22 protein-coding genes are annotated in these 23,487 nt (G+C 57.0%); 5 read left to right on the top strand and 17 right to left on the bottom strand.

Annotation, left to right across the window (positions count from 1 at the left end):
- Positions 1–24: 24 nt before the first annotated feature.
- Positions 25–990 (bottom strand): site-specific tyrosine recombinase, encoded by a 966-nt coding sequence (locus FYJ63_RS00110; RefSeq protein ID WP_154542582.1) that lies wholly within the window; start codon positions 988–990, stop codon positions 25–27.
- Positions 991–1,078: 88 nt separating this feature from the next.
- Between FYJ63_RS00110 and tkt the strand changes: the two genes are divergently transcribed.
- Positions 1,079–3,157, top strand: coding sequence for a transketolase (tkt, locus tag FYJ63_RS00105; RefSeq protein WP_154542580.1), 2,079 nt, complete (start codon positions 1,079–1,081; stop codon positions 3,155–3,157).
- Between the two features lie 37 nt (positions 3,158–3,194).
- Here tkt and FYJ63_RS00100 read toward each other — a convergent pair whose 3' ends face one another.
- The 8 genes from FYJ63_RS00100 to FYJ63_RS11310 form a co-directional block, all read right to left on the bottom strand.
- A complete protein-coding gene (locus FYJ63_RS00100; protein WP_154542577.1) occupies positions 3,195–4,589 on the bottom strand; it encodes a sensor histidine kinase in 1,395 nt (464 codons plus the stop codon).
- Positions 4,589–7,099, bottom strand: coding sequence for a hypothetical protein (locus FYJ63_RS00095; protein ID WP_154542575.1), 2,511 nt, complete (start codon positions 7,097–7,099; stop codon positions 4,589–4,591). Before FYJ63_RS00095 ends, FYJ63_RS00100 begins: the two co-directional genes overlap by 1 nt.
- Before the next feature lie 11 nt (positions 7,100–7,110).
- The gene (locus FYJ63_RS11400) at positions 7,111–7,749 is read right to left on the bottom strand and encodes a response regulator transcription factor (RefSeq protein ID WP_277027582.1); all 639 of its coding nucleotides are present in this window, start codon (positions 7,747–7,749) and stop codon (positions 7,111–7,113) included.
- Positions 7,750–7,820: 71 nt separating this feature from the next.
- Positions 7,821–8,741 (bottom strand): hypothetical protein, encoded by a 921-nt coding sequence (locus FYJ63_RS00085; RefSeq protein WP_154542573.1) that lies wholly within the window; start codon positions 8,739–8,741, stop codon positions 7,821–7,823.
- Positions 8,738–10,606: a histidine kinase N-terminal 7TM domain-containing protein gene (locus FYJ63_RS00080; protein WP_154542571.1), complete on the bottom strand. Its 1,869-nt coding sequence runs from the start codon at positions 10,604–10,606 to the stop codon at positions 8,738–8,740. The genes FYJ63_RS00085 and FYJ63_RS00080 overlap by 4 nt, the downstream gene beginning before the upstream one ends.
- Positions 10,539–11,408: a TPM domain-containing protein gene (locus tag FYJ63_RS00075; RefSeq protein ID WP_154542569.1), complete on the bottom strand. Its 870-nt coding sequence runs from the start codon at positions 11,406–11,408 to the stop codon at positions 10,539–10,541. Before FYJ63_RS00075 ends, FYJ63_RS00080 begins: the two co-directional genes overlap by 68 nt.
- A gap of 12 nt (positions 11,409–11,420) precedes the next feature.
- On the bottom strand, positions 11,421–12,629 hold the full coding sequence (locus FYJ63_RS00070) for a TFIIB-type zinc ribbon-containing protein (protein ID WP_154542566.1): 1,209 nt from the start codon (positions 12,627–12,629) through the stop codon (positions 11,421–11,423).
- Positions 12,630–12,659: 30 nt separating this feature from the next.
- Positions 12,660–13,670, bottom strand: coding sequence for a DUF4428 domain-containing protein (locus FYJ63_RS11310; protein ID WP_154542564.1), 1,011 nt, complete (start codon positions 13,668–13,670; stop codon positions 12,660–12,662).
- 261 nt (positions 13,671–13,931) lie between these two features.
- On the opposite strand from FYJ63_RS11310, the gene FYJ63_RS00060 reads away from it, so the two are divergent.
- Positions 13,932–15,128, top strand: a complete 1,197-nt coding sequence (locus FYJ63_RS00060; protein WP_154542561.1) for an SPFH domain-containing protein — start codon at positions 13,932–13,934, stop codon at positions 15,126–15,128.
- Positions 15,129–15,290: 162 nt separating this feature from the next.
- Here FYJ63_RS00060 and FYJ63_RS00055 read toward each other — a convergent pair whose 3' ends face one another.
- The 3 genes from FYJ63_RS00055 to secG all read right to left on the bottom strand — a co-directional run bounded on the left by FYJ63_RS00055 (position 15,291) and on the right by secG (position 17,793).
- Positions 15,291–16,664 carry a cell wall-binding repeat-containing protein gene (locus FYJ63_RS00055; RefSeq protein ID WP_154542558.1) on the bottom strand — a complete coding sequence of 458 codons (1,374 nt, stop codon included), beginning with the start codon at positions 16,662–16,664 and terminating at the stop codon, positions 15,291–15,293.
- 14 nt (positions 16,665–16,678) lie between these two features.
- Positions 16,679–17,206 (bottom strand): hypothetical protein, encoded by a 528-nt coding sequence (locus tag FYJ63_RS00050; RefSeq protein WP_154542556.1) that lies wholly within the window; start codon positions 17,204–17,206, stop codon positions 16,679–16,681.
- Between the two features lie 203 nt (positions 17,207–17,409).
- The gene (secG, locus tag FYJ63_RS00045) at positions 17,410–17,793 is read right to left on the bottom strand and encodes a preprotein translocase subunit SecG (protein WP_154542554.1); all 384 of its coding nucleotides are present in this window, start codon (positions 17,791–17,793) and stop codon (positions 17,410–17,412) included.
- A gap of 72 nt (positions 17,794–17,865) precedes the next feature.
- On the opposite strand from secG, the gene FYJ63_RS00040 reads away from it, so the two are divergent.
- Together FYJ63_RS00040 and FYJ63_RS00035 are read left to right on the top strand one after the other, a co-directional pair.
- Entirely contained in the window at positions 17,866–18,399 is a 534-nt protein-coding gene (locus FYJ63_RS00040; protein ID WP_229769818.1) for a fluoride efflux transporter FluC, read from the top strand.
- The gene (locus FYJ63_RS00035) at positions 18,396–18,842 is read left to right on the top strand and encodes a fluoride efflux transporter FluC (RefSeq protein ID WP_154542552.1); all 447 of its coding nucleotides are present in this window, start codon (positions 18,396–18,398) and stop codon (positions 18,840–18,842) included. Before FYJ63_RS00040 ends, FYJ63_RS00035 begins: the two co-directional genes overlap by 4 nt.
- A 207-nt stretch (positions 18,843–19,049) precedes the next feature.
- Here the strand turns inward: FYJ63_RS00035 and FYJ63_RS11455 are convergent, their stop codons facing one another.
- On the bottom strand, positions 19,050–19,292 hold the full coding sequence (locus FYJ63_RS11455; protein ID WP_195839290.1) for an integrase core domain-containing protein: 243 nt from the start codon (positions 19,290–19,292) through the stop codon (positions 19,050–19,052).
- A 235-nt stretch (positions 19,293–19,527) separates the two neighbouring features.
- On the opposite strand from FYJ63_RS11455, the gene FYJ63_RS00025 reads away from it, so the two are divergent.
- Entirely contained in the window at positions 19,528–19,683 is a 156-nt protein-coding gene (locus FYJ63_RS00025; RefSeq protein ID WP_154542547.1) for a PIN domain-containing protein, read from the top strand.
- Between the two features lie 325 nt (positions 19,684–20,008).
- Here FYJ63_RS00025 and vapC read toward each other — a convergent pair whose 3' ends face one another.
- The 4 genes from vapC to FYJ63_RS00005 form a co-directional block, all read right to left on the bottom strand.
- Positions 20,009–20,413: a type II toxin-antitoxin system tRNA(fMet)-specific endonuclease VapC gene (gene vapC / locus FYJ63_RS00020; protein WP_277028336.1), complete on the bottom strand. Its 405-nt coding sequence runs from the start codon at positions 20,411–20,413 to the stop codon at positions 20,009–20,011.
- On the bottom strand, positions 20,410–20,694 hold the full coding sequence (locus FYJ63_RS00015; RefSeq protein WP_154542544.1) for a type II toxin-antitoxin system RelB/DinJ family antitoxin: 285 nt from the start codon (positions 20,692–20,694) through the stop codon (positions 20,410–20,412). Before FYJ63_RS00015 ends, vapC begins: the two co-directional genes overlap by 4 nt.
- A 190-nt stretch (positions 20,695–20,884) precedes the next feature.
- Positions 20,885–21,775, bottom strand: a complete 891-nt coding sequence (locus tag FYJ63_RS00010) for a PPK2 family polyphosphate kinase (protein WP_154542541.1) — start codon at positions 21,773–21,775, stop codon at positions 20,885–20,887.
- Positions 21,776–21,892: 117 nt separating this feature from the next.
- Positions 21,893–23,083, bottom strand: a complete 1,191-nt coding sequence (locus FYJ63_RS00005) for an ATP-binding protein (RefSeq protein WP_229769817.1) — start codon at positions 23,081–23,083, stop codon at positions 21,893–21,895.
- Between the last annotated feature and the right edge of the window lie 404 nt (positions 23,084–23,487).

Here is a 23,487-nt window from a genome sequence, read left to right as displayed (position 1 = left end):
TCACAGCTTCATATTACCCAATGTCTAGGCTTTAACTGTGCGAGCACGCGGGTGAGCCGAAGCATATACCTCCAACAGCATTTGTTTGGAAACATTGGTATAGATCTCGGTGGTGGTCACGGAGGCATGTCCCAGCAGTTCCTGCACCGCACGCACATCAGCGCCGCCCTGCAGCAGGTGGGTCGCAAAACAGTGGCGCAGCGTATGGGGATGCACGGGTTTGGAGAGCTGGGCGCGTTTAGCTGCGGCTTGAATGATGGCCCAGGCGGTCTGCCGCGACATCGGCTTGCCCAAAGTGTTCAAGAACACCCGCCCATTGGACTTACCTTTCTCGACCAGTCCCGGACGCACCCTCACCAGATACGCCTCCAAGGCGGCCTTGGCTTGGCTCCCCAAAAGAGAAATCCGTTCCTTCCGCCCTTTCCCAAACAGCCTGACCAGCGGCAGCTCACTGTCCAGGTCGAGGTCATCAACCGCCAGATTCATGGCTTCGGAAATCCGCGCTCCGCTCCCGTAGAGAAACTCCAGCAAAGCCCGGTCTCTCCAGGCATTGGCATCCCCGGGGGCGCTGGCCGCCTCCAGCAGAGAATTCACTTCCTCAACGGTGAGGACGTCCGGAAGGCGTTGGGGCTGTTTCGCCAGTTTCACCTGCGCGGCGACATTCTCCCGTAGCTCCTCGGCCGCAAACAGATAGCGGTGCCAGGAACTTACTGCGGCAAAAGTCCGGCGAGTCGAAGCGGCGGACAGGGGGGCGAACTCAGCAAAGCCCTGCCGAAGAGCGCGAACAAAAGCCTCCAGATCTTCGCTGGTGACCTCCGCCAAAGATGCCCTGCCCAGGGAAGTCAAGAACGCCGTGTACCGCTGCAAGTCACGTTCATAGGCGGCGACAGTGTTGGCAGCAGCCCCGCGTTCCACCGAAAGGTAGTCAAGAAACGCCTGGGGGTTGAGGCCGCTGGGCCATTCCACGGGCTGTTTGGGACGCGCACCCATGAGCATTACCTCCTTAGACGTCATTTTTTATAGTATCGAAAGGGCAGGAAACAATCCCAGGCAACACGGTATTTGCGGAGGAGAAACGATGGGTTTTCAAGTTACTGATTTGGATCTGCAGGCGATTACTGCCGCCAAGGCGCTGGCAGCTGATGCGGTGGAGAACGCCGGAAACGGACACCCCGGCACGCCGATATCCCTAGCCCCAGCCGCGTATTTGCTGTATCAATACGTGATGAACACCGATCCTTCCGATCCGCAGTGGCTGGGACGTGACCGCTTCGTGCTGTCCGCAGGTCACGCCTCGGCTCTGCAATACGTGCAGCTGTTCCTCGCCGGCTACGACCTCGAACTCGAGGATTTCAAACAGTTCCGCCATCAGGGAGGCAGGCTGACGGGTCATCCCGAGTTAGGTCACCAGCCGGGAGTCGAAGTGACGACCGGACCGCTCGGAACCGGCATAGCGGCGGCCGTTGGCATGGCCATGGAGGCGCGTCGGCTGCGCGGCATGTTCGACCCCGAGGCTCCCGAGAACGAGTCTCCCTTCGACCACCGTGTTTATGTCGTGTCGGGAGATGGCTGTTTGCAAGAGGGCATCGCCTACGAGGCGTGTTCTTTGGCTGGAACCCAAGAACTCGGGAACCTCATTCTGCTCTATGATGAAAACCGGATTTCCATTGAGGACGACATCAATATCGCCTTCAACGAGGACATTCGTTTGCGTTTCGAATCCCAAGGCTGGCACTACCAGGAAGTGAATTGGCTCGGAGCCGACGGAACCTACCGCGAAGATCTTGCCGCCCTTTTTGCGGCTTTCGAAGAGGCTAAAGCGGAAACAACCAAACCTTCCATTATTAAGCTCCGCACGATTATCGGCTGGCCTACCCCGACAAAGCAGAACCGCGGCTCGGTTCACGGCGCTGCCCTGGGAGGAGAGGAACTCGCGGGCTTGAAACAGGCGCTGGGACTCGATCCGACCAAGATGTTTGCTGTCGATCCCGCCTTGGTTGAAGCGGTTCGAAGCCGCGCCATTGCCAGATCCCGAGCAGTGCGCGAGTCCTGGGACGCTCAGTTTGAGACCTGGACCAAGACTCATCCAGACGGCTCGAAGCTGCTCGCGCGCCTCCAAGCCGGGCAGCTGCCCGAGGGTCTTGAAGCCGCCTTGCCGCAGTTCGAGCCGGGGACAGCGATCTCTACCCGCGCCGCCAGCGGAAAAACGATTAACGCTTTCGCCGAGCTGCTTCCGGAATTGTGGGGCGGAAGCGCGGATCTTGCCGGGTCGAACAACACGGCGATTGCCGGGGCGCGGTCTTTTGCGCCCTCCGACCGAGGCACCAAAGCCTGGGAAGTGTCTCCCTATGGGAGAAACCTCCACTTCGGGGTGCGGGAACATGCCATGGCAGGAATCTTGAATGGCATTGCCACCAGCGGTTTAACCCTGCCCTATGCAGGCACCTTCTTCGTGTTCTCCGATTTCATGCGCGGGGCAGTACGTCTCTCGGCACTGATGGGACTCCCGGTGACGTATATCTGGACTCACGACTCGATCGGGGTTGGGGAGGATGGCCCGACCCATCAGCCGGTAGAGACCCTCGCCGCCATGCGTGCCATACCGGGACTCTCGATTGTGCGTCCCGCCGATGCCGAAGAAACCGCCTGGGCATGGCTGGAAATCCTGCGCAGACGCACCCCGGTTGGGTTGATTCTCAGTCGCCAGAACCTGCCCAATCCCGGACGCGCCGCCGCTGGACTGGCAGGGGCGCCAGGAGTGTCGCGCGGCGGTTACGTGTTGAAGGACTGTGGCGGCAGCCCGGAGCTGCTGCTGCTCGCCAGCGGTTCCGAAGTGTCCTTAGCGGTGGAGGCAGCCGAAACGCTCGCCGCCCAAGGCACGCCCACCCGAGTCGTGAATCTGCCATGTTTTGAATGGTTTGAGGCTCAAGATGAGGACTATCGCAACTCGGTTATTCCGCCGCAGATCCGCTCCCGAGTTTCGATAGAGGCCGGAGTGGCGATGCCTTGGTATAAATACATCGGCGACACCGGGGTGGCCTTGTCGATTGAGACTTTCGGGATTCCTGCCTCGGGCGCACAGAACTTCGAGCATTTCGGTTTCACCGTGGAGGGAGTCATCGCGAAAGCCCGCGAAACCCTGGCAAAGAACCGCTAAGCGACCGGGGGTCGAGTGTCCCTGCCGCCTCGCTGCCTCACACCGGGATGGAGGCGGTGAGGGTGAAGTCTCCGGACTCATTGACTTCGAGAGTGCCGCTGACCTCGGCGAGTCTGGTTTTCAGTCCGGTCAGCCCCGTCCCGAAAACAATCGGTCTGTTTACCTCCCCTGGGTTGGTCACGCTCAGAAAGTAGATTGCCTCGTCCTCCCAGATCCTCACCTTGACCTCGGAGGCCGAGGTGTGGATGAGGACATTCGTCAGGGACTCCCGCAAGACCCTCACAAACAGTTCAGCTTGAGCCTGGTAGGGAGGCAGACGCCCTTCCACCTCCAGGTTCACCCCCACCACAGCAGCGATATCAACCAGGGTTCCGAGCCAAGTCTCGGGGGTCGTGACCTGCCCGGCGGCGATGTCGACGCGCAGCGCCAGGAGGATTTTCTGCAGGGAATGCAGGCGCTGCGGACTATCCACCCCGTCTTCTAAGAAGCGGTGGACATAAGAAATCCGCTGCGCCAACACGTCGTGGATGTGGTTGCGGGTCGCGAGTTTCAAGGTCTCCCCCAGTTCCCGGTCCAAAGCCGCTGTCATCCGCAGCATTCTCGCCTGGTTTTCCCGCAACACCGCTATCTGGGAATCGAGTTTGCGACTGAGCTGAAGATCGGTGGTGACATCGGTGGCGACCAGTTGAGAGTCTGAGCGCGTTCCGTGCAGTTCCGTTTCTCTAAACAGCCACATCCTCCCCCTGGAGTCCTGCACCCGCAGCAGTTTATCGGCTTCGAAATGGCGCTGGGCTGCCGCGAGCTGCTCAAGAGCCCCGATGATGTCGCGACGCCGCAGCAAGGGATTGATGCCGATATCTCGGAGCAGATCGTTCATGGTGGTGTTGGTCAGGAGGGTTGCCCCGCTGCGGGTAAAGAACTGCAGCCCTTGCGGAAAGGAATCGAGAGCGGTTTTGAGGGAGAAGCGGGTGACATCCATGGTGATTTCACGCCACATCCGCCACAGCAGCATCCCGAGCCACACGCAAATGGCGATCACGGCCACGGCCGCAACTTTCCCGTAGCTGTGCAGAAACACCGGGCTGAGGAAACACAGCGCGATGAACAGCGGCAAGATTTCGAAGCGCACCTCTCGGCAACGCCACAGTGTCGCCAGCGCCAAGCCGAGCGTCACGAGGACGAACCAGCCAAAGTTGACGTCTTCGAGCAGGAAAATCCCGGCTCGAGAATTGATGTTTACGGTGGCTAGCGCCCACACGATATAGCCCATCTCGATGGCGACTGAAAGCTGGAAGAGCGCCGCCAGATAGTGGCGAGACACCAGCAGCTGCCCCATGACGAGGAGGGAGGCTTCCAGCACCGCCAGAATCGCCACCGTCGTCAGGACGGCCAGCTGCGAGGGAGAGAAGGAACTCAGAATCTCTTCAGCCATCACTGCTCCGTTTCGCCGATGCAAGTCGTTAGGTGGAAAGACTCATCGGCACGCTCCAGGGACGAGCGCGCCTCATCCCAGGTGAGAATCTGGGCGAGTTTCGAAAAAGCACTCGGCTCCACTTCCCACACCCAGCTCAACACGCCCTGGGTGCCGTGATTGGCAATCTCCAAACGTACCAAACCCACGGCTGTTTGCAGATCCAGGACAGAGTTTAGGGTGCGGTGCAGGGCTTCCAGAACAGAAAGCGCCAAATCTTGAGAGATAAACCCGCTGATCGGTCCCTGAATGGCGACGCTGACATTGCGGGAAGAGAAATCTGTGCAGGATTGGGACAGAAACGTCGTCAGCAGGTTCAAACTCACGGTTTCCAGTTCCGTGGACTGCGTCACCAGCAGACCTGCCCGCTTGGCATAGCCCAGGTTGAGCTTGATGGCTCTGAGGGTTCTCCACCGAGAGAAGTCATCAAGCGGCTCATCGAGGCTGACCGCCAGGTTTTCAACCTCCGCCAATGACCATTCCATCAGTCCATCGAGGCGGTTATACAGGGAGCTGGCGAGTCTGGAAACCCCTAAACGCCGCAAAGTCTCGTATTCATTGGTCAATAAATCGGTTTGGTGCTGCTCGCGGTTGCGCAAAGCGCGCAGCGTCGCTTCCAGGCTTCGCACCTCGGTCATGTCGGTGTCGAAGAGGATCTGTCCCGCCGCCAAGGGCTGTGCCTCGATGCGCCAGAGTCGTCCCGGGGAGTCGGACGGGGCATCCGGATCCGGGCGAGTCAACAGATAGGGATTGGTTCCTGCGCGGATTGCCTCCAACACCTGGCGATCCAAGGGATCGGCCGCAGCCGTAGCAAAACGGGTGTGCCAGTCGCGATCCAAGAGCCTGATCGGCACTTTCGCTTCCTGGAACAGTCGCACGTAGCCGATGTTGTGCTTCAAAGCCCCAACAATATAGAGCATCTCCCAGGCAGCGAGGAACATGAGGATATAGAACTGGACGTTTTCGGTCTCCCGAATCAGCGGTATCCGCAGGGTGTATGCCACCGAATAGAGCAGCCCCAAACCGACTAGGCTCAAAATCCCCAGCAGCACCTTAGTGCGCAGTCCCCGCAGTGAATAAAACAGGGTAAAGAGAATGGCTCCGATCATTAGGAGTGCCACTAAATAGTATCCGTAATACAAAGGACCATATTCATAATCGATTTTTGAATCGCCGTTTCCAAAGATCAGCAGTTGGTGGTGGATATCATTGGTGAACACCCCCAGCAGCAAGGCGAGCCAAGCCCCCACGGCGATTTTCGAGATCACGGCGTATCCGGGAATCTTTACCTGGGCCGAATGGTTAATCACCAAAAAAATAATCAGCAGTGACGTAATGATGGGAACATAGTAGAAATACCAGGCTATTCTTTCCACGACCCCGATGGAAGCGTGTTTGATGATGCGCGCCAGAATCCAGGCAGCGAAGAGCAGGGCTTGGAGGAGAACCCCGCGACGGACGAAGGCGGCGCTGGAACTCCAGAAATGCCACCCCGCCCAGAACACAATCACGCCCAAGGTGATGAGGAAAAAAGTCAGTTCGATGGCCTCATTGGCTTCTTCCCAGATGAGGGAGGAACCGTAGTTCTGGTTCACCAAGCCGATCCTCCACACGAATTCTTGGAAAGACTTGAGGTTCGTCACTGGCGAAGCCGAATCGAAACCTGCCGCAGTGCCCGGATTCGTCGGCGCGCCCAAGGGGGTAGCGTTCGCGTTTTCCCGGAGCTCCGCGGGCGGCTGGGGCAAAGCCCCCCTCCCTGCCTGGTTGTTGTCGTGGCGTTTCCAGATCCCTTTGCGATAGGTCACGCTGTGCGGCGCCTGGAGGCGAACCTGGTCGGGATGAGATTGGGCAAGCCCGGCGCGGATATCGGTCGTGAGACAGAGCTCTCCGCGTTCCAGGGCAGCCGCTAGTTCCGCCAGCGAACTGCCGATGTGCAATCTCTTCTCGGCTCGGATGCGGTTGACGATCTCCTCGCCGCGTTGCGCGTCGAAGCGCTGCGTTTTGCCTTGCGGTTCCAAAGACAAGGCTCCCATCAGTTCGAGCCGGGAGACTCCCTGATCGAGATAGATTGTCTCGCTTCTTGCGGTCAGCTCCGAAAAATCGCGCAGTTCCAGGTGTTGGCAGCAGGTCTCGGGCATCCAGGCGACCACCACCGTCTCGGGATACAGAGGGGTGAAGGTGGCGCCGAGCTTGGCTTGTTGAGCGCTGGCCGCGATCACGTCGGAAGTCACGACATAGGTCGATCCGGCACGCAAGAATTTCAACAGAGCCCATTGACTGTGTCGCTCCACCTTGAGCCCTTGAGCCGCATAGAAATCCGCCAGCCCGGCATCGAAATAGTCGGGCACAGCCATGGTGTCGGACTGCTGATAGTACAGGGATTTGAAGGGAGAAGCGAGCAAAGCCAATATCGAGAGAATGGCAACTGCTGGCACCAGGACCCACAGTATCCCGGCAGTGCGGCGACTCATGGTTGTCCTCCCTATAGTGAGGCGCTGTCGATGGCATCGGCATCGTCTACAAAGATGAAGCCGGAAGACACCGCCCACAGAGCCAGCCGAGCCACGGAAGTAAAGCCGGTTCTGGCAAGCAGGGAGGAGATATTGGACTTCACCGTGTTTTCACTCAAGAACAGTTTTTTGGCGATTTCTTTCCGGCTCAGTCCGCGGCAGACCAGACGCAACACATCGATCTCCCGCGCCGTCAGCCCCAGCTGTTCCAACCCTTCCACCTCTGATTTTACGGGGAAGCTCCTCGCCCCCTGGAGAGCGCGGCGCAGCACCTGCAACAGGTCGGTGGTCGAGACGTTTTTATAGACGAAAGAATCCACTCCGGCGGCTTCGGCTTCTTCCAAGAAAGCCACGTCCGGCATGGCGGTGAAAATCACGATGCGGAGCTGGGGATGACTGACCCGGAGTTTAGCAGCCTCCACCAGGCCGTTGGAGTTTTCAGTTTTGACATCCATCAAGACAATATCGGGAGCCTGGCGATGCACCGCCGCGTGAATAGCGGCAGCATCTGTCAGTTTACCGACGACTTCAAAATCTGTTTCCGCAGCGATTGCTCCCGCCAGGGAATCCAACAGGATGGTTTGATCTTCTACGATGATGATTTTCGCCACTTGTCCTCCTTAAATACCCTCAGGAGTTCAACAAAATTCTATCAATCATTCCCGGCATCGGGTCGGATTCGCTAGGAATTATTCTCGCCACGCAGCTCCGCTGAGCCAACCGCTTGACGCCACAGCTCCACTAGTTCGCTCACACTTCCCCCGCCCTCCCCCCGGAGAAACGCTGCCGTAGCCACCTGGGCTGTGTCCTCCTTCGCGGGGGGCGCTAAGGCTCGACGCAAAGCAGCAATCGAGACCTCAATCTCCCGCGAGGCTGCCTGCAGCTGTAGCTGTTTGTCCTGGAGCTGGCTAAACCGCTCCCTGTGGAGATCTAGTTTCCTGCCTATCTGGGAGGCTGCGGTGAGGTCTTCAGCGCGGGTCTCGCGAATCCCCTCCAGGTCCCCGGCCAGTTCCCTCGTCGAGAGGCTCCAGACTTTTCCGCTCTCGCTCCTCACCACCAGCGGATTGCGGAAAATCACTTGCCCCGCCGCTAGGTCGCCGGTATCCAAGGCTGCTAAGAATTCATTGAAGTTTCCCCAGCTCTTCCCGGTCACAGCGCACTGCATCTCCGCCATTTCGTAATTCCCCAACAGGAGTTCGCCCTGAGGAGTGGCGAAACCTAAACCGTCAGGGAGTTCATCCACGGCATTCTTGATGACATTCACGCTCAGCACTCGGTGTTTTTCACGCGCAATAATCAGCGTGAGGAGGAGCTCCCCCGCCCCGATCACGGCGAGACCAATCCACGCTGCCGCTGCCGGCAGTGTTGCCACGACGGGGCTCAAAGCAACGGGTTTCCCAAAAACAAGCGCTTCAGCCAAATCTGCTGCCGTCAACCCCACCAGCAAAACCATCAGGCAAGACGCGGCTGTCGCTAGCTGCAGTCGGCGGGAGGTGTGGAGATAGAAAACGGATATCACCGTGCTGACAGCCCAAAGGGTCAGTGCCACCACGGCACCTCCCAGGAGGTAGAGCTGCCCCTGCGTGAACTCGGCACAAGTCATGGCAGCACCTGCTCGAAGAGGCGAGAAAAACCGAAGCTAAAGACCACCGTGTCGGTCGTGAATAGCACCGAGGAAGTGACCGTATCTTGTCCGGGCGGGCTGACGGGAGGGGAGGTGATTTTCCACTCCGCCGCTGTTGGCAGTCCCGACACTTCCAGGCGCAGCGTCCAAGGCTCCGCCCCCGCGGTCGCGGCACTCCTTGCGGGTGGCGGCGCCGCCTCCTGAGTGGTTAGCGATGCCCCGACCCGCGCGGGTGGTGATGTTTCCAGCTTCAAGCTGATTCCTCCGCTCAGCAGATCTGCTACCACTCCCATGAGCAGTTCCAGTCCGACTAAGGCGCTGCCTAAATCGATGGCGCAGCGAGTCTCCCCCGCAAAGTCCTCTGCGCCCAGATCAGCCCCCGAAAAGGCTGCCGCCTCCAGACAACTCCGGATGACCTCGACAAACTCGGCAGTCGTGATGGGAGTATCCTGAGCCGCTAGGGGTTGGCGGGGATCGAAGTGGGCTTGGGCTGACTCCAGCAGCATCTTGAGGTTGTGCCAATAATTCCCCCAGAAACACAGCCGAGCCAGGTCATCTCCAGCGTCCTCGGAGTCCGCATCGAACCGGCGGAGGATACCTGCCATCTGCTGCCGGATTCTCCCCACCACCGGAGCCTGCAGCGCTTGAGCCTCTTGCAGCCAGTACTGACTGGCTTCCAACAGATCGTGTTCAGCCTGCGTGTCTTCGACGGTCTTTGCCAGCAGCTCCAAATCCGCAGCATTGTGAAGTTTCAGATTCAAGGTGTTCACGACGCTCACATCCTGAATCCAAAACACGGCGCCGCCGGGGATCTCCTGGGCGCGCAGATAATGGTTTGTCCCGAAAGGCACCGCTTCCTTCCGGAGCGCCCGCTGAAGTTCGGGGAGAGCCGGCACGGGGGCGCTCGCCGTCGCGTAGCGCAGGATTCCCTGCTTATCGACGATTCCCGCCGGCAGCTCCAGATTCTGCCAAAACTTTCTGTAACCCGTGTTCGAGGGGAGACACCGCATATCTATCAGCAGTTCTATGAAAGCCGCAATCACCACCACTGCCATTTCGGGGACTTTAATGAAGTTCTCCAGCCATCTCGCCCCCACTAACTGATCCAGGAGATAACCGAGCCCTGCCACCAGGGGAATGGCGAGAATCCAGAGTTTTCGGCGCTGTTCACTGTAGCTGGCTCGAATGAGTGCCACCGCAAAAGCCGCGAGGAAGAGTCCCGCGATCCACAGCATCACGAGGAAGAACAGCGGACCGTGATCGTAAGCTGGTGAGTCGTCCCCAAAAAAACGGAATACGAGGTGGTGGAGGTCATTGGTGAGCACCCCCGCCAGCAGCGCCAGGGTCGGGACGGTGAGCCACCACCAAGCCGAAGCTGTCGGCTCGTTGACGGGGCGCGATACCTGCAGCATCGCCAACAGCAGCACCAGGGGCAACACCAGATAGGGCAGGTAGTAGAGATACCAGGCGTATCTTTCCGCCACGGTTTCCGGAGCGGTGAAGAGATATTTCCAGGTTCTCAGCGCCATCCATAGGCTCAGCATCACGAAAGCCACGAACAGGTATCGGCGCAGGCTTTGCTGCGTGATTCGCGCCGCGACGTGCCGCATCCACAGCAGCATCGCGAAGAGGTAGCAGATGAAGATCAAGTAGTTCTTGGAGAAAGGGAAATCGAGGTAGCTGTCAATCCCGTGAGCGAGGCACGACAGTCCCACCAAGATCGCACAGATTATCAGGACGTGCTTGGTGCTGCGGCTCAAATACATGGTGTTACGCTCAGAACTTGGAAGAACCTCCGGTCCAACCGCCGCTGGAGTAGCTAGAGCCGCTTCCGGAATCATCATCGCTTTCGATGGTGCGGGTGGTGATGTAGCTGTGGCTCAAGACCTCATTAGCCGCGGTGATCTCAGCCGACCCCGGCACCACGTAATGTTTCGCTCCGGCTTGGAGCCGCAGGGTGTTGTGCTTCTTCTTCATCATCGACATGACACCTCCCCCGGCAGCCGCACCGCCGCCGGCAGCGGCTCCAACCCCAACCAGGGTGGACGTAGCCGTCATCTTGAGGGGACGCTTGTGATCAGTGTCGTAGGGAGTTCCAGCCTCCCACTGCTCCAGATACTCCCCGGACATCTCCAGGAAGAGATCCCCACCTCCGTTCCAGTCGTCATCACCCAGCGGTTCTTTCAGGGCTGACAGCAGCTCATCAACCCCGTAGTTGGTGAAGGCCTGCTCCCCCAATCCTTGACCGCCGATATGCATGTCGCGAGATTCGGGGCAAATCATGAGGATTTCTCCGCTCGCCTCCGCACCGATGCCTAGCTCGTGGCGGTGAAAGAAATCTATGGTCCAGTCGCGCGGATCGATGCCCTCCAAAGACGGGGTCGTCACGATATAGATGCCGATGCCGTATTGCGCGGAATACTGCGCAGAGCGCTCCTCCCAAGACTGGATATTGGAGTCAGAAAACAGTCCTGCCTCATCGAAGATGAACTGATCCTTCGCAACCCTCGCCTCGAGGATGGAGTCGGGGTGTGCCGCTGTGGCAGGAGCCCCGCACGCCGTCGGGAGACCGAAACCGATCGTCGACAGCACAGCCAAACCCAAGGCAGCCAGCGCGTGATACGTTTTGTGGCGAAAGCGTTTCATTGTCTCACTCTCCTAGTTCATCAGCAGCGGCATCAGGAACGGCACGAACAGCCCTCCCAGAATCGCGAACAAAGACACTGCGATGGCCGCAAAACCACCCCAGAACTTGGCTTTCGAAACCGGGAACTCTCCGACAAACTTCCCGGTTTGACCGTTCATCGCATAGTTGTAGTTTTTCCCATCCCAGCTAATGTTCATCAGCCACAGCGGCAAAAACACGTATTCGAGTGCGCCGAAGGTCGGAGCCACGGAACTCGAAATCTCTTGAACCGAATCGAAGCCCAGCACGGAATCCCGCATGGTTGCGATGGTGGAATCTTTCATCCGCTCCAAAGCCCGCGGATTGGCCTGTTCGGCTTCCACATCGTACTTATTCGTCATGAAACCCGTCAGGTAGGCGGGAGAAAAGTCGGTGGATTTGGAATAGTCGAAAGGCTCTATGGACTCGGTGATGTTCGCAGTGATTTTGGAGGTTCCCGCCACCGGCACATCGAGATAGTCCACCCGGCAGGCGCGGGAAACAGTGTAGACATTGTGCTCGGTGTATTCGGTGTCCCCCGCAATCCAGGTGCGGGTTCTGGAGCCCTCGAAAACGGCTTGCCCCGATACGGAGGCATCGTAGAGCCAGTAGGGGACGTAGACGCCTTGGATATCGTCGAGTTTCGCCCGGGTGAAAGCCCTGGGGAGCAGTTTGAGACCTTTCATCTTTTCCTTGAACGCCGCCAGCGCTTGTTCCTTGGTCATCCCGAAGGGAATCATTCGATCCGGGACGCGCGTGCGCGTCAACTGTCCGGTCGCCACGAAGTTATTGTTGCACCAGGGACATTTCGACGAAACCATGTCGGGACTGCCGATGATTTCGCCGCCGCAGGAATTGCACTGAAACTGCGCCATTTGCTGGCCAGTGGATTCATCCAGGTAGGTGGGAGGCGGTTCCACCCATCCGGTTTCCTCAGCGGATGGAACCGTTCCCATCTGGCCGCCGCCAGGATTCGGGATCGTCGCCGCTCCCTGCCCCGCAAGAGTCCGGGCAGCTGCACCCCCGGTTTGCTGTTCATGAGCCATCGCCAGTTCCGCATTGGCTTGGGCGATGCCGTTGAATTGATTGACTTCCTCAACGGTAAAAGTGGCTGTGCAATACCCACATTGCATTTTCCCACTCGAGACATCGAAGTTTATCGGCGCCCCGCAGCTCGGACACTTCAACTGCACATCACTCATGGTTCACTCCCTCACAGTGGCTGTTTCCCCTTATGACAGTTTAGTGCCACAGTTGGGGCAGAAGGCTCCGTTTACAGGCGCATTGCAGCTCGGGCAAAGACTCGGTGACGCCGGTGTCGCGGCTTGAGGAGCCATCCCCATGCCTTGCTGGGGCACCATCCCCGGTTGCGCCATCATCCCTTGCTGTGCCATCCCCATGCCTTGCTGGGGCACCATCCCCGGTTGCGCCATCATCCCTTGCTGTGCCATCCCCATGCCTTGCTGGGGCACCATCCCCGGTTGCGCCATCATCCCGGCACCCCCGCCGGCGCCGCCGCGAATCTGCATCAGGGCTTGAATGGTCTGTTGAGCATCTTGCAGACGCTGCTGATCCGAGCCGCCGGAACCGAAGTAGGCGCTGCGCAGCCGCACCTCCGGCCAGAAACGCGAAGTCGTCCCCACCACCATCGTGACGTCAGTAACTTCGGCAGGCATCCCGGCATCGTTGATTTGTGAACCAATCGAGCGGAAATACTGCGCTAAACCGGAGGCTTGGACAAACATATTGGCGGATTGCGAATTGAGTTCTCCCGCCCGCATCATGGCGCCCATCATCGTATTGCGGTTGCGATTGAAGTCCCGGGAATCGGGATCGAACTGGTCTGGCACCCCGTCATTGTCCTCGTCATCGGCATAGGCATCGTAGTGGATTTCGGCATAGAAATTACCCAGCTCGTTGAATCCAAAGACCTGGGCGTTGCCTTGCTGATAGTCTCTGCCGATCTTGAAACGAAACCAGCCATGGGCATCGTCTATCTCCAGGGAGCCTCCGGCACCGATGGCTCGGCTGACCTGGAACTGGGAGGATTTTTCTTTATTGGCTTCACGCAGCTGCAGATGTTCATTCACATCAGAGATCGTGCGCTCTTTCCAGCCGCTGGACAGATCCGAGAGTTTCTTTTTGCAGTCCCCGCAGAGGAAACCGTCTTGCAGTTTCTGTTTCGTGAACATGCCAGCTTTCTCGCCGCACAACGCGCATTCTTTCGAATCGAACAAACCCATGATGACTCCTTGAGATTGACTGCCCCGAGGGGACTCCTGCTTTGGTAACCCCATTGTGTCAATCCGCATGCAGGTTTGAATACACCCTTAAGGGTGAAAAAAGGGGGAGGACGCGGATGCCTCGTTTTTCACCCATTTGGGTGTATCCCCGCGGCGCAGTTTCTTGAAAGACTAGCCAATGTGCCCCACAGTCGGCTCCCGCCTGAAAGAATGGGAACAGACAAGGGTTCAACCAACCGATTATTGAAAAAGGAGGACATTATGGGTCTCATTCAAGCAGTGACCGGGAGCATCGGCGGAGCTATCCAAGACCAGTGGCTCGATGCGATTGCAGCTCAAGACATGGGTGAAGGCATCGTGTTCGTGCGCGGTCAGCAGTTGCGCGCTAACAATCGCGGAACTGGGGATATCATCTCCAATGGCTCGAAGATTCTCGTCTACGATAACCAAGCCATGCTGATCACGGACTCCGGCAAAATCGTGGATTTCTCGACCGAAGCCGGAGCCTACACCTTCAACTCGGAGTCGTCTCCTTCACTGTTTTCCGGACAGTTCGGTCAAGCCCTGCAAGACACGTGGGAGCGTTTCAAGTTCGGCGGAGCCCCCTCGGGCCAGCAGAAAGCCTACTTCATTAATCTCCAAGAGATTAAAGGCATCAAGTTCGGCACCCCGAATGCCATCCAATACTTCGACAATTTCTATAACGCGGAACTGTTCTTGCGGGCTCACGGCGTGTATTCGATTCGCATCGTCGACCCGTTGAAGTTCTATATGGAAGCAATCCCTAGAGACGCCGAGCGGGTGCACATTGATGACATCAAGGAACAGTACCAGGCCGAATTCTTAGAGGCTTTCTCGGTGGCGCTCAACAAGATGAGCGTCGACGGGATTCGCATCTCCCAGGTGCAGTCCCATGTCTCTGAACTCTCGAAGTATATGCGCGACGCGCTGGACGAGGACTGGGAACAACAGCGCGGCATCGAAGTCCAAGCGGTGGGTATCGCTTCGGTTTCTTATGACGAGCAGTCTCGCAAGATGATCGACATACGCAACCAGGGCGCCATGATGGGCGACCCAAACATTCGCGAAGGCTATGTCCAGAGCGCGGTAGCTGGCGGGATTCAAGCCGCCGGTTCCAACCCGGCTGGTGCGGGTGCGGCAATGATGGGGGTCGGCTTGGGAATGCAGGCAGGTGGCGGTTTCATGGGAGCCGCTTCGGCTTCCAACCAGGCCCAGATTCAGCAGCAAGCTATGGCTCAGCAGCAGGCCGCGGCTCCGACAGGCGCTGCCTGGACGTGTTCTTGTGGTGCGCAAAATACCGGCAAGTTCTGTTCCCAATGTGGCCAACCGCAACCCGCGGCTCCGGCCGTTGGCGGGGGGTTCTGTGCGAACTGTGGCACTGCGCTTGGTGACCCGAAGCCGAAGTTCTGCCCCCAGTGTGGAACTCAGGTTGGTTGAGGAAACACGTGAGGATAGGCCTGAGGGTGTCTCACTTCGCTTTGCTTCATGAGACACCATGACCCGTCCCCAGTGTTTCGTACAACCTATCCCCACTCGTCTCACTCATTAAATGTGTTTTGGCGGCTGAGAACTCAGCCGCCAAAACACATAACTAGTCAATCAAGCATTCTGGTCAGTCACGATGGCGTCATCCGCATGTACCGCATCAATCGGAAGCCGCACATCGGAAGGCCAGAACAGCGCCTTGGGAGCAACCTCCACAGTAACATGTTTGCCGTCAGAACCCTTCCATTCCAGGATGTCTTCCTTGGCGCCAACGGCGAGGCCGATAATCGAAACTGTCCGTGTTTCTGGGGATATCCCCGTACCATCGGAGGCATATGAAGCCGAGATGGCAGTGGGTTTATCCAGTACCAAAATCACGTAGTCAAAACTAGGGTTCCCCATCTTTTGGGCTTTCTCCAGGCTCAGATTCTGGAAGTCGGCGAGCTCGGTCAGGCTCATGTAACGAACCGTCCCGGTAAACTCAAGACCTTTGCCGTCGGCGGCTGCTCCATCATCGGAACCAGATCTGATCCCAGCAGCCATGGCCACGGTCGAATCGGGCAAAACACCTTCTCCACCAACGAAGACAATCTTGGTTGCACCCAAGGTGAGAATCTGGTCAAAGGTGCCTTCCCCGCTCGGAGGCGTCAAGAGAATCGGCCCGTCTTGAGCTGCCCCGGCAACCATAGCGTCTTTGAGTGCGGTGCCTGCCGCAACATAAACAGTTCTGCCCTTACCGGATGTTTTCGCAATCTCGAAAGCAGTAGCGTAACGGTTCGGGCCGGCAAGCCGTGACTTTTCAGGCCCGTCAACCGCCACATTGAGTACACCGGTTGGAACCGCCGCTTCACCACCCAATGCAACGACTTCCTGCAGACCCGGCACCATGCGTCCGAGATAAATCATGAGTTCGGTCATGGAGCCGTCGGTGGTAAAAGTGAGAATCGGACCGTCACGAAGTGCCGAAGCTGCCACCGCATCCGGGGAGCCAGTGTCAGCATTCCTGGTGATATAAGCCTTTTTGGCCATGCCGTTTACCTGCATCCACCGGTCGGCAATGGCCCGAGCAGTCATGTTGCGATCAGCCCCCGCGAGACGCTCCACCCCCGCGGTCGCAAGGCTTTGAGCCTGAACTTCAATATCCGCCGGAACCGCGCCAGTTCCTCCAAGAATCACGATCTTGCCGACATTCGCGCCGCCAAGATTCAAGTTGATGCCATCGGTCAAAACCACCGGGCCGTCACCAATCGCAGCTGCCGGAAGGGCATCAACCGGGTTGCGGTTGGAAGCCACATAAACGACCGGCCACTCGGTGCCCCAAGTGTATCTCGCGACCGCCAAGGAGGTCTCGACGCCCGTAGAGCCGGCGAGACGCTCGTAGGGAATCCCCTCGGCATAGGCTTGCGAGCCCACCATCAGACCACCCAAGCCAATCATGCCAAGAGCGGCAACACTTGCTAAAGCTGTTTTTCCTAGTTTCTGCAACATCTTGAGATTCCCTCTCACTGAGATAAAGCCTCGGAAACGGCATCGTCAAGTGCATCATCGAGGGCATCATCCAGCGCCGAATCCAAATCTGCCCCCATCATTTCAAAGGACTTATTGGTGACATTCTCCACCGCCGAGCCATAGTTCGAGGCAGCTATGCCAGTGGCAATGCCGGGAATGAACAAAACGCAGAGGAACACAATCAAAGCGAGGGTCTTCGGTTTGGAGCCGATCAGCGCCACCAAAGCCAGGATAAAGGCTACGAAGTTCAACAACCCGCCGATACCGAGAAGCGCAAATTTCAACATATCGGCGTTGGATTCATTGATTAATTGTTCATAATTTTCCGGTGTCAACTGCTCGGCGAGACTATTGAGCGAATTAGCCGCCAGAATCAGACCCAGGACACAGAGCACAGTAGCCACAGCGCACAGTATGGCAGCGGTTACGATGAGTTTTTTCTTGACTCCGCCCGAGGGGGAGGACGGTGCGGACACAGCATCCTGCAGCGGAGGAACATTATTCACGGTCATGCCAGTCACGGTTTTCTCCTTCGTGAGTTTAGTCGGTCACTTTTGCGACCGTGGCTCTAAGCTAGCAAGTCTGCTCCGTGTCGGGCTACACCCAAAAGGGTGAAAAATCGGCGAGAGCGGAAAGACGCAGCCCTAGAGAAAAACGTCTCGACCCGGATTCCCCAGGTCGAGACGTTTTCGAAGGTGAAAACCGCAGCAGAGTTCTTCGGAACTTAGTTTCCGCTCTCCGCTGGTGTCGAAGAAGTTTCGGAAGCGGCAGGGGTCTCGCTGGGAGCCAGGTTCGGAGCCGTAGTAGCCGGAGCCTGGGAGCTGCTCGAAGTGTTCGAAACCAGCGAATTGGCGTCGTCGACGGAAGGTTTTTCCATGGTGAAGGCGAAGAGAACAATCGCGAACACCCACACCAGAGAGGTAACCACTGTGGCGATATTGAGGTTGCGCTGTCCCACTCCGGAAGACGACATCGCCGAGGTCAGTCCCCCGCCAAACATATCGGACATACCGCCACCTTGACCTTTATGGAGCAAGATGGACAAAACAAGCAGCAAGGAGCTCAAGACAAGCAGAACCTGCGAGACGACATTCAATGCAAATAACATGGTTTCCTCATAGTTTAGGACACTTCAATCAGCCTCGCTATACTATCATGATTGAGGCGTTAGGCTTATTTCGTGAAAAAAGCGAGTCGGGATTTGCCGTGGTTTGTTGCCACACTGGCAGTCTTTCTCGGCGGCGGGGTTGGCTCGGTCCTGAGATGGGCAGGTTCGCTCTACGCCGGCAGTCTTAGTGCTTCTCCCGATTGCACCGGAATCTGCCGGATTATCGTGGGTGGTGGGGGTGTCAATATCGACACCTGGATTTTGAACCTCGTCTCGGTTTTCGTGCTGGCTTATGTCACGGGGAGGCTGGTGTCCAACCCGAATCGGCGCCGCTCCCAATCTTTGAAACTCGCGCTCGGAACCGGATTTTGCGGAGGGCTCGGGACGTATGGTGGGCCGGTGTGGCAGATTATTTCTTTCGGCAAGTTCCATCTGGGCTATCTTCTCGAACTCCTGGCCATGTTCGGTCTCGCCCTGCCTCTCGGCTTATTCGCCCTGTGGCTCGGGACGCGCCGCGCCTTTGTGGGAGGAGACCCCTACCGCGACTCCCCCGCCGACTTCACCCTCCCTAACGCCAACAACCCCGAATTGGGGGGCGAATCATGACTCCCCTCCTCGTGGCACTCTTCGGTGGTCTCGGTGCAGTCTCCCGTTTCGGAATCGATAAACTGGCCACGCTATTGCTGAATCAACTCCGCTCCCGCCGTTCTCGACTCCACCCGAGCGAAACCGAATCCGGCAAGCGGCTCTGGGGAGGCTGGGGAATAATCTTTGTCAACCTTACCGGCTGTTTCCTAGTGGGTTGGGCAGCAACTTCGCCCGCTCTCGGAGCCAGTTTTCTCTCCGTGCCGTTTCAGACTGGTTTTTTGGGAGGTTACACGACTTTTTCCACCGCCATCATGGATACCATCGGCTACACTTGGAAGCCTCGCTTTGCCTGGGGCTACGCCATGAAATCCACTTTGCTAGTCGGAGTGAGTTTATTTGCTTCCATCGGCTCCGCACTCGCCGGAGCCTCCCTCAACACCAGCTTGTTTCTTATCCCCTAAATAAGCGAGTTTTGCTCGCCCTCAAAAAATCATTTGCTGACTCAAATCCCCCACTGGCTAATCTTGTGGAGAACTGCCTCGTGGTTGTCTCCCCCGACACCGGAAAACTTGAGTTCATCGACAATCCCACCGTCTTTGAGGAAAATGACCCGTTGGGAATGCGCGGCTGCTCGCGGTGGGGTGGTCTAGGTTTTTGGTTCGTTTGGTTTAAGTGTTGGCTGTGTGTTGTTGTTTCCATTGTTCCGCGTATTGTCGTGGGCTGAGGTAGCCCAGTGAGGAGTGCGTATGGGTGTTATTGTGGCGCCGTGACCACTGGGTCACGAGTAGTCGGGCGTGTGCAAGATTCTCAATACAGTTATCTTCCAACAGCTCATCTCTCTCCGGGTTATGAAACGATCCCAAGAACCCGCTATGCCAGGGATCGCCCGCCGAGATAAACGCTTGAATCATCTCATCCTCCCTCGCCCATTGCTCCAGAGCAGCACAGACGGATTCTGACCCGTTATCCATCCGAATCGCACGCGGGCGCCCACCCCTACCCATCACAACAAAATCAAGCAGCAGACCGCTATTCGCGCCATTGAGGAAACCGAATGGCGCTATCCGCGCGTGCGGTTCCAGGATATCCCTCGAATTACGATTGATGTCCCACTGAGGAACTCGTCACAGACGCCCGGGGGCGATTTTGAAACGCATCTATATCGACACTTCCGCTCTGGTCAAACTAGTTATTGAAGAAGCGGAATCCGATCAGGTTGCAAAATTCGTTGATGCCGCAACCGAACGTGGCGATGAGCTAATCATTAGCCGCACCGTGTTGACGAACTTTACTGCACCCTAAAATGCGTCAACGGTATCGACAGCGCCTGGGAAGAACTCACCCGCATAGCCTTGCGAAATGTGAAAACAGTCGAAACCGAAGTTAGTGATTGGATGGGCGCGGCATACTCTCGCAACTCCCTGCGCTCCGCCGACTCGGTTCGTCTCTAGATGGCCCGCTGGATGCTGTGTACAGACATGCTGGTTTTCGACGAGGAACTCGCCGAGGCCGCCCGCGCCGTCGGGATGAATGTTCCGAGCTTTTAAGGCATCGAGTCCATGCAAAAGGTTCAGCGGAAGCCCTGTAAATTGTATAGTGCGACGCTTTGAACTGCGACTGCACCCCTTTACGCTTCTGTCCAATCAGCAACCGTAAGACCGGCAACTCGAGAGAATTCTTTAGTGTTGTGAGTGACGAGCGTCCCACCCTCCCCAAGGACCGTGGCAGCAATTACCAGGTCATTCGCACCGATAGTTTCCCCGCGTTTTTCTAGATCAGAGCGAATCTCCCCGTAGGTCGCAACCGCACTCGAAGAAAAAGGCACAACTTCAAAGGGGTCAATAAACTTGCGATACAACTCGATAGTTTTTGCGTAATCACGAGATTTACAAGCTCCATATTCAATCTCGCCAACTACCATCGACGGAATCACAATGGAAGTTTGCGGCACCTGCTCAAAATGCCGCGCCACCTCGGAATATTTGCCGTTGATGAAATAGATGATGATGTTGGTGTCTAGGAAATATTTCACAGCCTCATGTCCTCGCCGTCCAGAGGTAAGTCTTCAGGTTCTTCGTCAAAACCGAGATCAGCCCCGGCGCCGAATAGCTCAAAAAAGCCCTTCGGATAACTTGACTTTGCGCCTTCCCCAATCTCCAAGTCAAGACTCAAGGGATATTTCTGCTTCGAAACGGCCTGTCGCAAAAACATATTAATCGCCACGGACAGGTTCATCCCCAGCCCCTCAAACAGCTTCGTCGCATCGTTCTTCAGCTCAGAATCGGTTCGAATCGTAATCGTGGTCCCAGACATTTTCGACTCCTTCCTCTAGCTTCTATATTACCGCGCCTTACATGTAATAACAATGTCACACAAACTGGGTAATTTACAAGCCCCACAATAATCGAGGATGCAGGCACTGTGAGACCACTCGGCTAAGACACGAGAGTTGCCTTCTAAATCGCAAACAAGGTATTTTCCCAGCGCCAGTTGATGCATACTGCTACTCGGGCAGCGCGCTCACGCGGGCCTTCTCGGTGGCGATATCGAAGTCTGCGGCGGGCCAGCCCAACTCCATCTCCCGCATGGTCTCGATAAGGAGCTTTGCCACCGCCCAGTTGCGATACCACTTGCGGTCCGAAGGGATGACATACCACGGCGCGATCTCTGTGTTGCACCTGGTCAGCGCGATAGAGTAGGCCTCCATATAGGCATCGAACTTCGAGGCCGTGTTCACGTCGCCGGGATTGTATTTGTACAGCTTCTCCGGATCTTCCAGGCGCGTCATTAACCGCCCGCGCTGCTCTCCGCGCGAAACGTTCAAAAAGCATTTCACAATCTTCGTGCCCGACTCGGCGACGCGCGCCTCGAAATCATTGATGGCCCCGTAACGCCGTTCAATCTCCTCCGGCGGAGCAAACTGTTCGACCCGTTGGATCAACACGTCTTCGTATTGCGAGCGGTCGAAAATCCCGAGTTTGCCCGGTTTCGGGAGTTGTTTTTCAATACGCCACAAGAAATCATGAGCCAGCTCTTCCTCGGTGGGGCGTTTAAAGGAAGCCAGTTGGATGCCTTGCGGATCTACCATCCCGACCGCGTGGCGAATCACCCCGCCCTTGCCGGCAGTGTCGAGCCCTTGCAGAATCAGCAGCACCGAAGGCGCCTTCATGTCGTCGACCGTGGAAGCCGCATAAAGGCGTTCTTGCAGGTCGGAAAGCTCCGGATCCAGCGCTTCCAGTTCCTCATCGGCGTCTTTCTTGCCTTTGCCGGGGTAGCCGGGCGTGGCTCGCGGGTCAAAGTCTCGCAAAACATCGACTTCCCCTGAAGGCACCCTTAAGAGCTCCAACAGGGACTCAGCTTCGGAGGAGTCGGTTTTCTTATCTTTCTTAGCCATAAATCCATTATTCCCCAACCCGCTCCCCCGCACCCAAAATTTAGAAAATTGTACAAGCGCAAATCCTCATCGCGTTCTCTGCGATTTGACTGGTTCGAGCCCTGCGATTTGACTGATTCAATCAAAAAGCGGCACCTGACCTGCGAGGAAAGCTTCGAGGTCGACTGCGCCGCGTCCCCCGCCACCAACAACGAGTCGACGAGCCTCGGGATACAGCCTCAAGAACGCATCCATTCCGCCGCGCGGCTTCTGCCTTCCGCTCTTTACCTCCAATGCCACGAGGTCCTCATCGCGGCGCAACACGAAATCGACCTCAGCGTTTCCCTCCCGCCACCAAAAGATTTCAAAGCCTTCCACCGGTCCGCGAGCCAAAAGAGACGCTCCCACAGCGCTTTCCACCAAATGCCCGCGGGCTTCACTGTCCGCTAAAAAAGCCTTCTTGCTTGCCGTGCTCGTCGCCGTCATCAGGGCGGTGTCAAACACCATGAGACGCGGGGAAGACTTGCGCGAAGTCAGGACGGAGGGATGATATTTCGACAGTCCCGCCAGCATCCCTACCTTGCCCAAAGTGTCGAGGTAAGACGCCAAGGTCGTGGTGTTGCCCGCATCATGAAGCTGACCGAGCATCTTGGTATAGGAAAGTTCCTGACTCGAAAACCGCGCGCCCAGGCTAAACAAGGCGCGCAGCAGAGCCGGCTTGCGAATCTCCGCCACGGCAAAGGCATCCATTGCGATGGTCGGTTCGATAATTGAGTTGCGGAGATAATCGCGCCACCGCGCCTCATCCTTGACAAAACGCGCCGCCCCAGGGAAGCCACCAAAGAAAAGGAAATCATCCAGGTCAAATCCGAAGGCCTCCCGGCATTCCGCAAAACTCCAGTGGGTGGAACGCAACAGTTCAAAACGTCCCATCAACGACTCCTCGAGTCCACTTTGAATGAGCAAGCTAGACGATCCGGAAAGAAACACCTTCAAGTTCACGCCAGTTACTTGATCTTCATCCCACAGAGCCTTCACCGCACTGGACCACTTTGGCACCTTCTGGATTTCATCAACCACCAACAGTGCGCTCGGCGGGGTCTTCTTTGATGACGTTTTGGCGCCGCTGTCGGTATTGGAAGTCGCAAGGTGTCGCGCCTGCTGCCACTGTGTTTCCAACCACTGACGGCTAGGAATTTCGGCATCATCGGAACTCACAAAAAGGTACGGGAGATTAATCTCTTCAAGCGCTTGGGTCAGCATGGTCGACTTACCAGTCTGTCGCGGCCCAACAATGACTTGCAGCAAGGGATTGCCAACTTCACGCATTCGTTCGCGTATCTCACTTACCATATTTCGCTGAAACATAGCCATTACACTCCTTGGTCTCCCGAAACAATCATAACATTTTACTCAGTATACTGAGTATTTTTACTCAATACATTGAGTAAAATTCCCCGAAAAGGCTTCCGGGACTTATGCACCGTCCGCATCGCGGTTATTCAACACTCTGTGGTAGTTGAATGTTGTTTTTGGGATGCCTTTTCGAGCTTTGTATCAGAGGTGAACGATGTAACTCAGGAGAATTTGGCCATGAGTGGCATATATGCGGTGTCAGATGATGAGTGCAACGTTTTTTTGGAAGGGAGTTGCGCTCTTGGGTGGTAGGTGGTCTGGTTCGGCTGTGCGTGAGTATGCGTTGGAGTTGTTAGAGCTTGGGTGGACTGCGAAAC

Source organism: Mobiluncus porci, from assembly GCF_009695935.1.
Classification (GTDB): domain Bacteria; phylum Actinomycetota; class Actinomycetes; order Actinomycetales; family Actinomycetaceae; genus Mobiluncus; species Mobiluncus porci.
The sequence above is the reverse complement of the archived record's forward strand: the minus strand, read 5'-3'. Positions and strand labels throughout refer to the sequence as shown.

Bases quoted from the DNA above. Each gene is read 5' to 3' on its own strand.
- FYJ63_RS00095 (WP_154542575.1), bottom strand. From the start codon at position 7,099: ATGAGTCGCCGCACTGCCGGGATACTGTGGGTCCTGGTGCCAGCAGTT.
- FYJ63_RS00015 (WP_154542544.1), bottom strand. From the start codon at position 20,694: ATGTCTGGGACCACGATTACGATTCGAACCGATTCTGAGCTGAAGAAC.
- FYJ63_RS11310 (WP_154542564.1), bottom strand. From the start codon at position 13,670: ATGGGTTTGTTCGATTCGAAAGAATGCGCGTTGTGCGGCGAGAAAGCT.
- FYJ63_RS00075 (WP_154542569.1), bottom strand. From the start codon at position 11,408: ATGAAACGCTTTCGCCACAAAACGTATCACGCGCTGGCTGCCTTGGGT.
- FYJ63_RS11455 (WP_195839290.1), bottom strand. From the start codon at position 19,292: ATGATTCAAGCGTTTATCTCGGCGGGCGATCCCTGGCATAGCGGGTTC.
- FYJ63_RS00110 (WP_154542582.1), bottom strand. From the start codon at position 990: ATGGGTGCGCGTCCCAAACAGCCCGTGGAATGGCCCAGCGGCCTCAAC.
- FYJ63_RS00035 (WP_154542552.1), top strand. From the start codon at position 18,396: ATGACTCCCCTCCTCGTGGCACTCTTCGGTGGTCTCGGTGCAGTCTCC.
- FYJ63_RS00085 (WP_154542573.1), bottom strand. From the start codon at position 8,741: ATGACTTGTGCCGAGTTCACGCAGGGGCAGCTCTACCTCCTGGGAGGT.
- FYJ63_RS00100 (WP_154542577.1), bottom strand. From the start codon at position 4,589: ATGGCTGAAGAGATTCTGAGTTCCTTCTCTCCCTCGCAGCTGGCCGTC.
- FYJ63_RS00080 (WP_154542571.1), bottom strand. From the start codon at position 10,606: ATGATGATTCCGGAAGCGGCTCTAGCTACTCCAGCGGCGGTTGGACCG.
- secG (WP_154542554.1), bottom strand. From the start codon at position 17,793: ATGTTATTTGCATTGAATGTCGTCTCGCAGGTTCTGCTTGTCTTGAGC.
- FYJ63_RS00010 (WP_154542541.1), bottom strand. From the start codon at position 21,775: ATGGCTAAGAAAGATAAGAAAACCGACTCCTCCGAAGCTGAGTCCCTG.
- FYJ63_RS00070 (WP_154542566.1), bottom strand. From the start codon at position 12,629: ATGAGTGATGTGCAGTTGAAGTGTCCGAGCTGCGGGGCGCCGATAAAC.
- tkt (WP_154542580.1), top strand. From the start codon at position 1,079: ATGGGTTTTCAAGTTACTGATTTGGATCTGCAGGCGATTACTGCCGCC.
- FYJ63_RS00055 (WP_154542558.1), bottom strand. From the start codon at position 16,664: ATGTTGCAGAAACTAGGAAAAACAGCTTTAGCAAGTGTTGCCGCTCTT.
- FYJ63_RS00060 (WP_154542561.1), top strand. From the start codon at position 13,932: ATGGGTCTCATTCAAGCAGTGACCGGGAGCATCGGCGGAGCTATCCAA.
- FYJ63_RS00005 (WP_229769817.1), bottom strand. From the start codon at position 23,083: ATGCGTGAAGTTGGCAATCCCTTGCTGCAAGTCATTGTTGGGCCGCGA.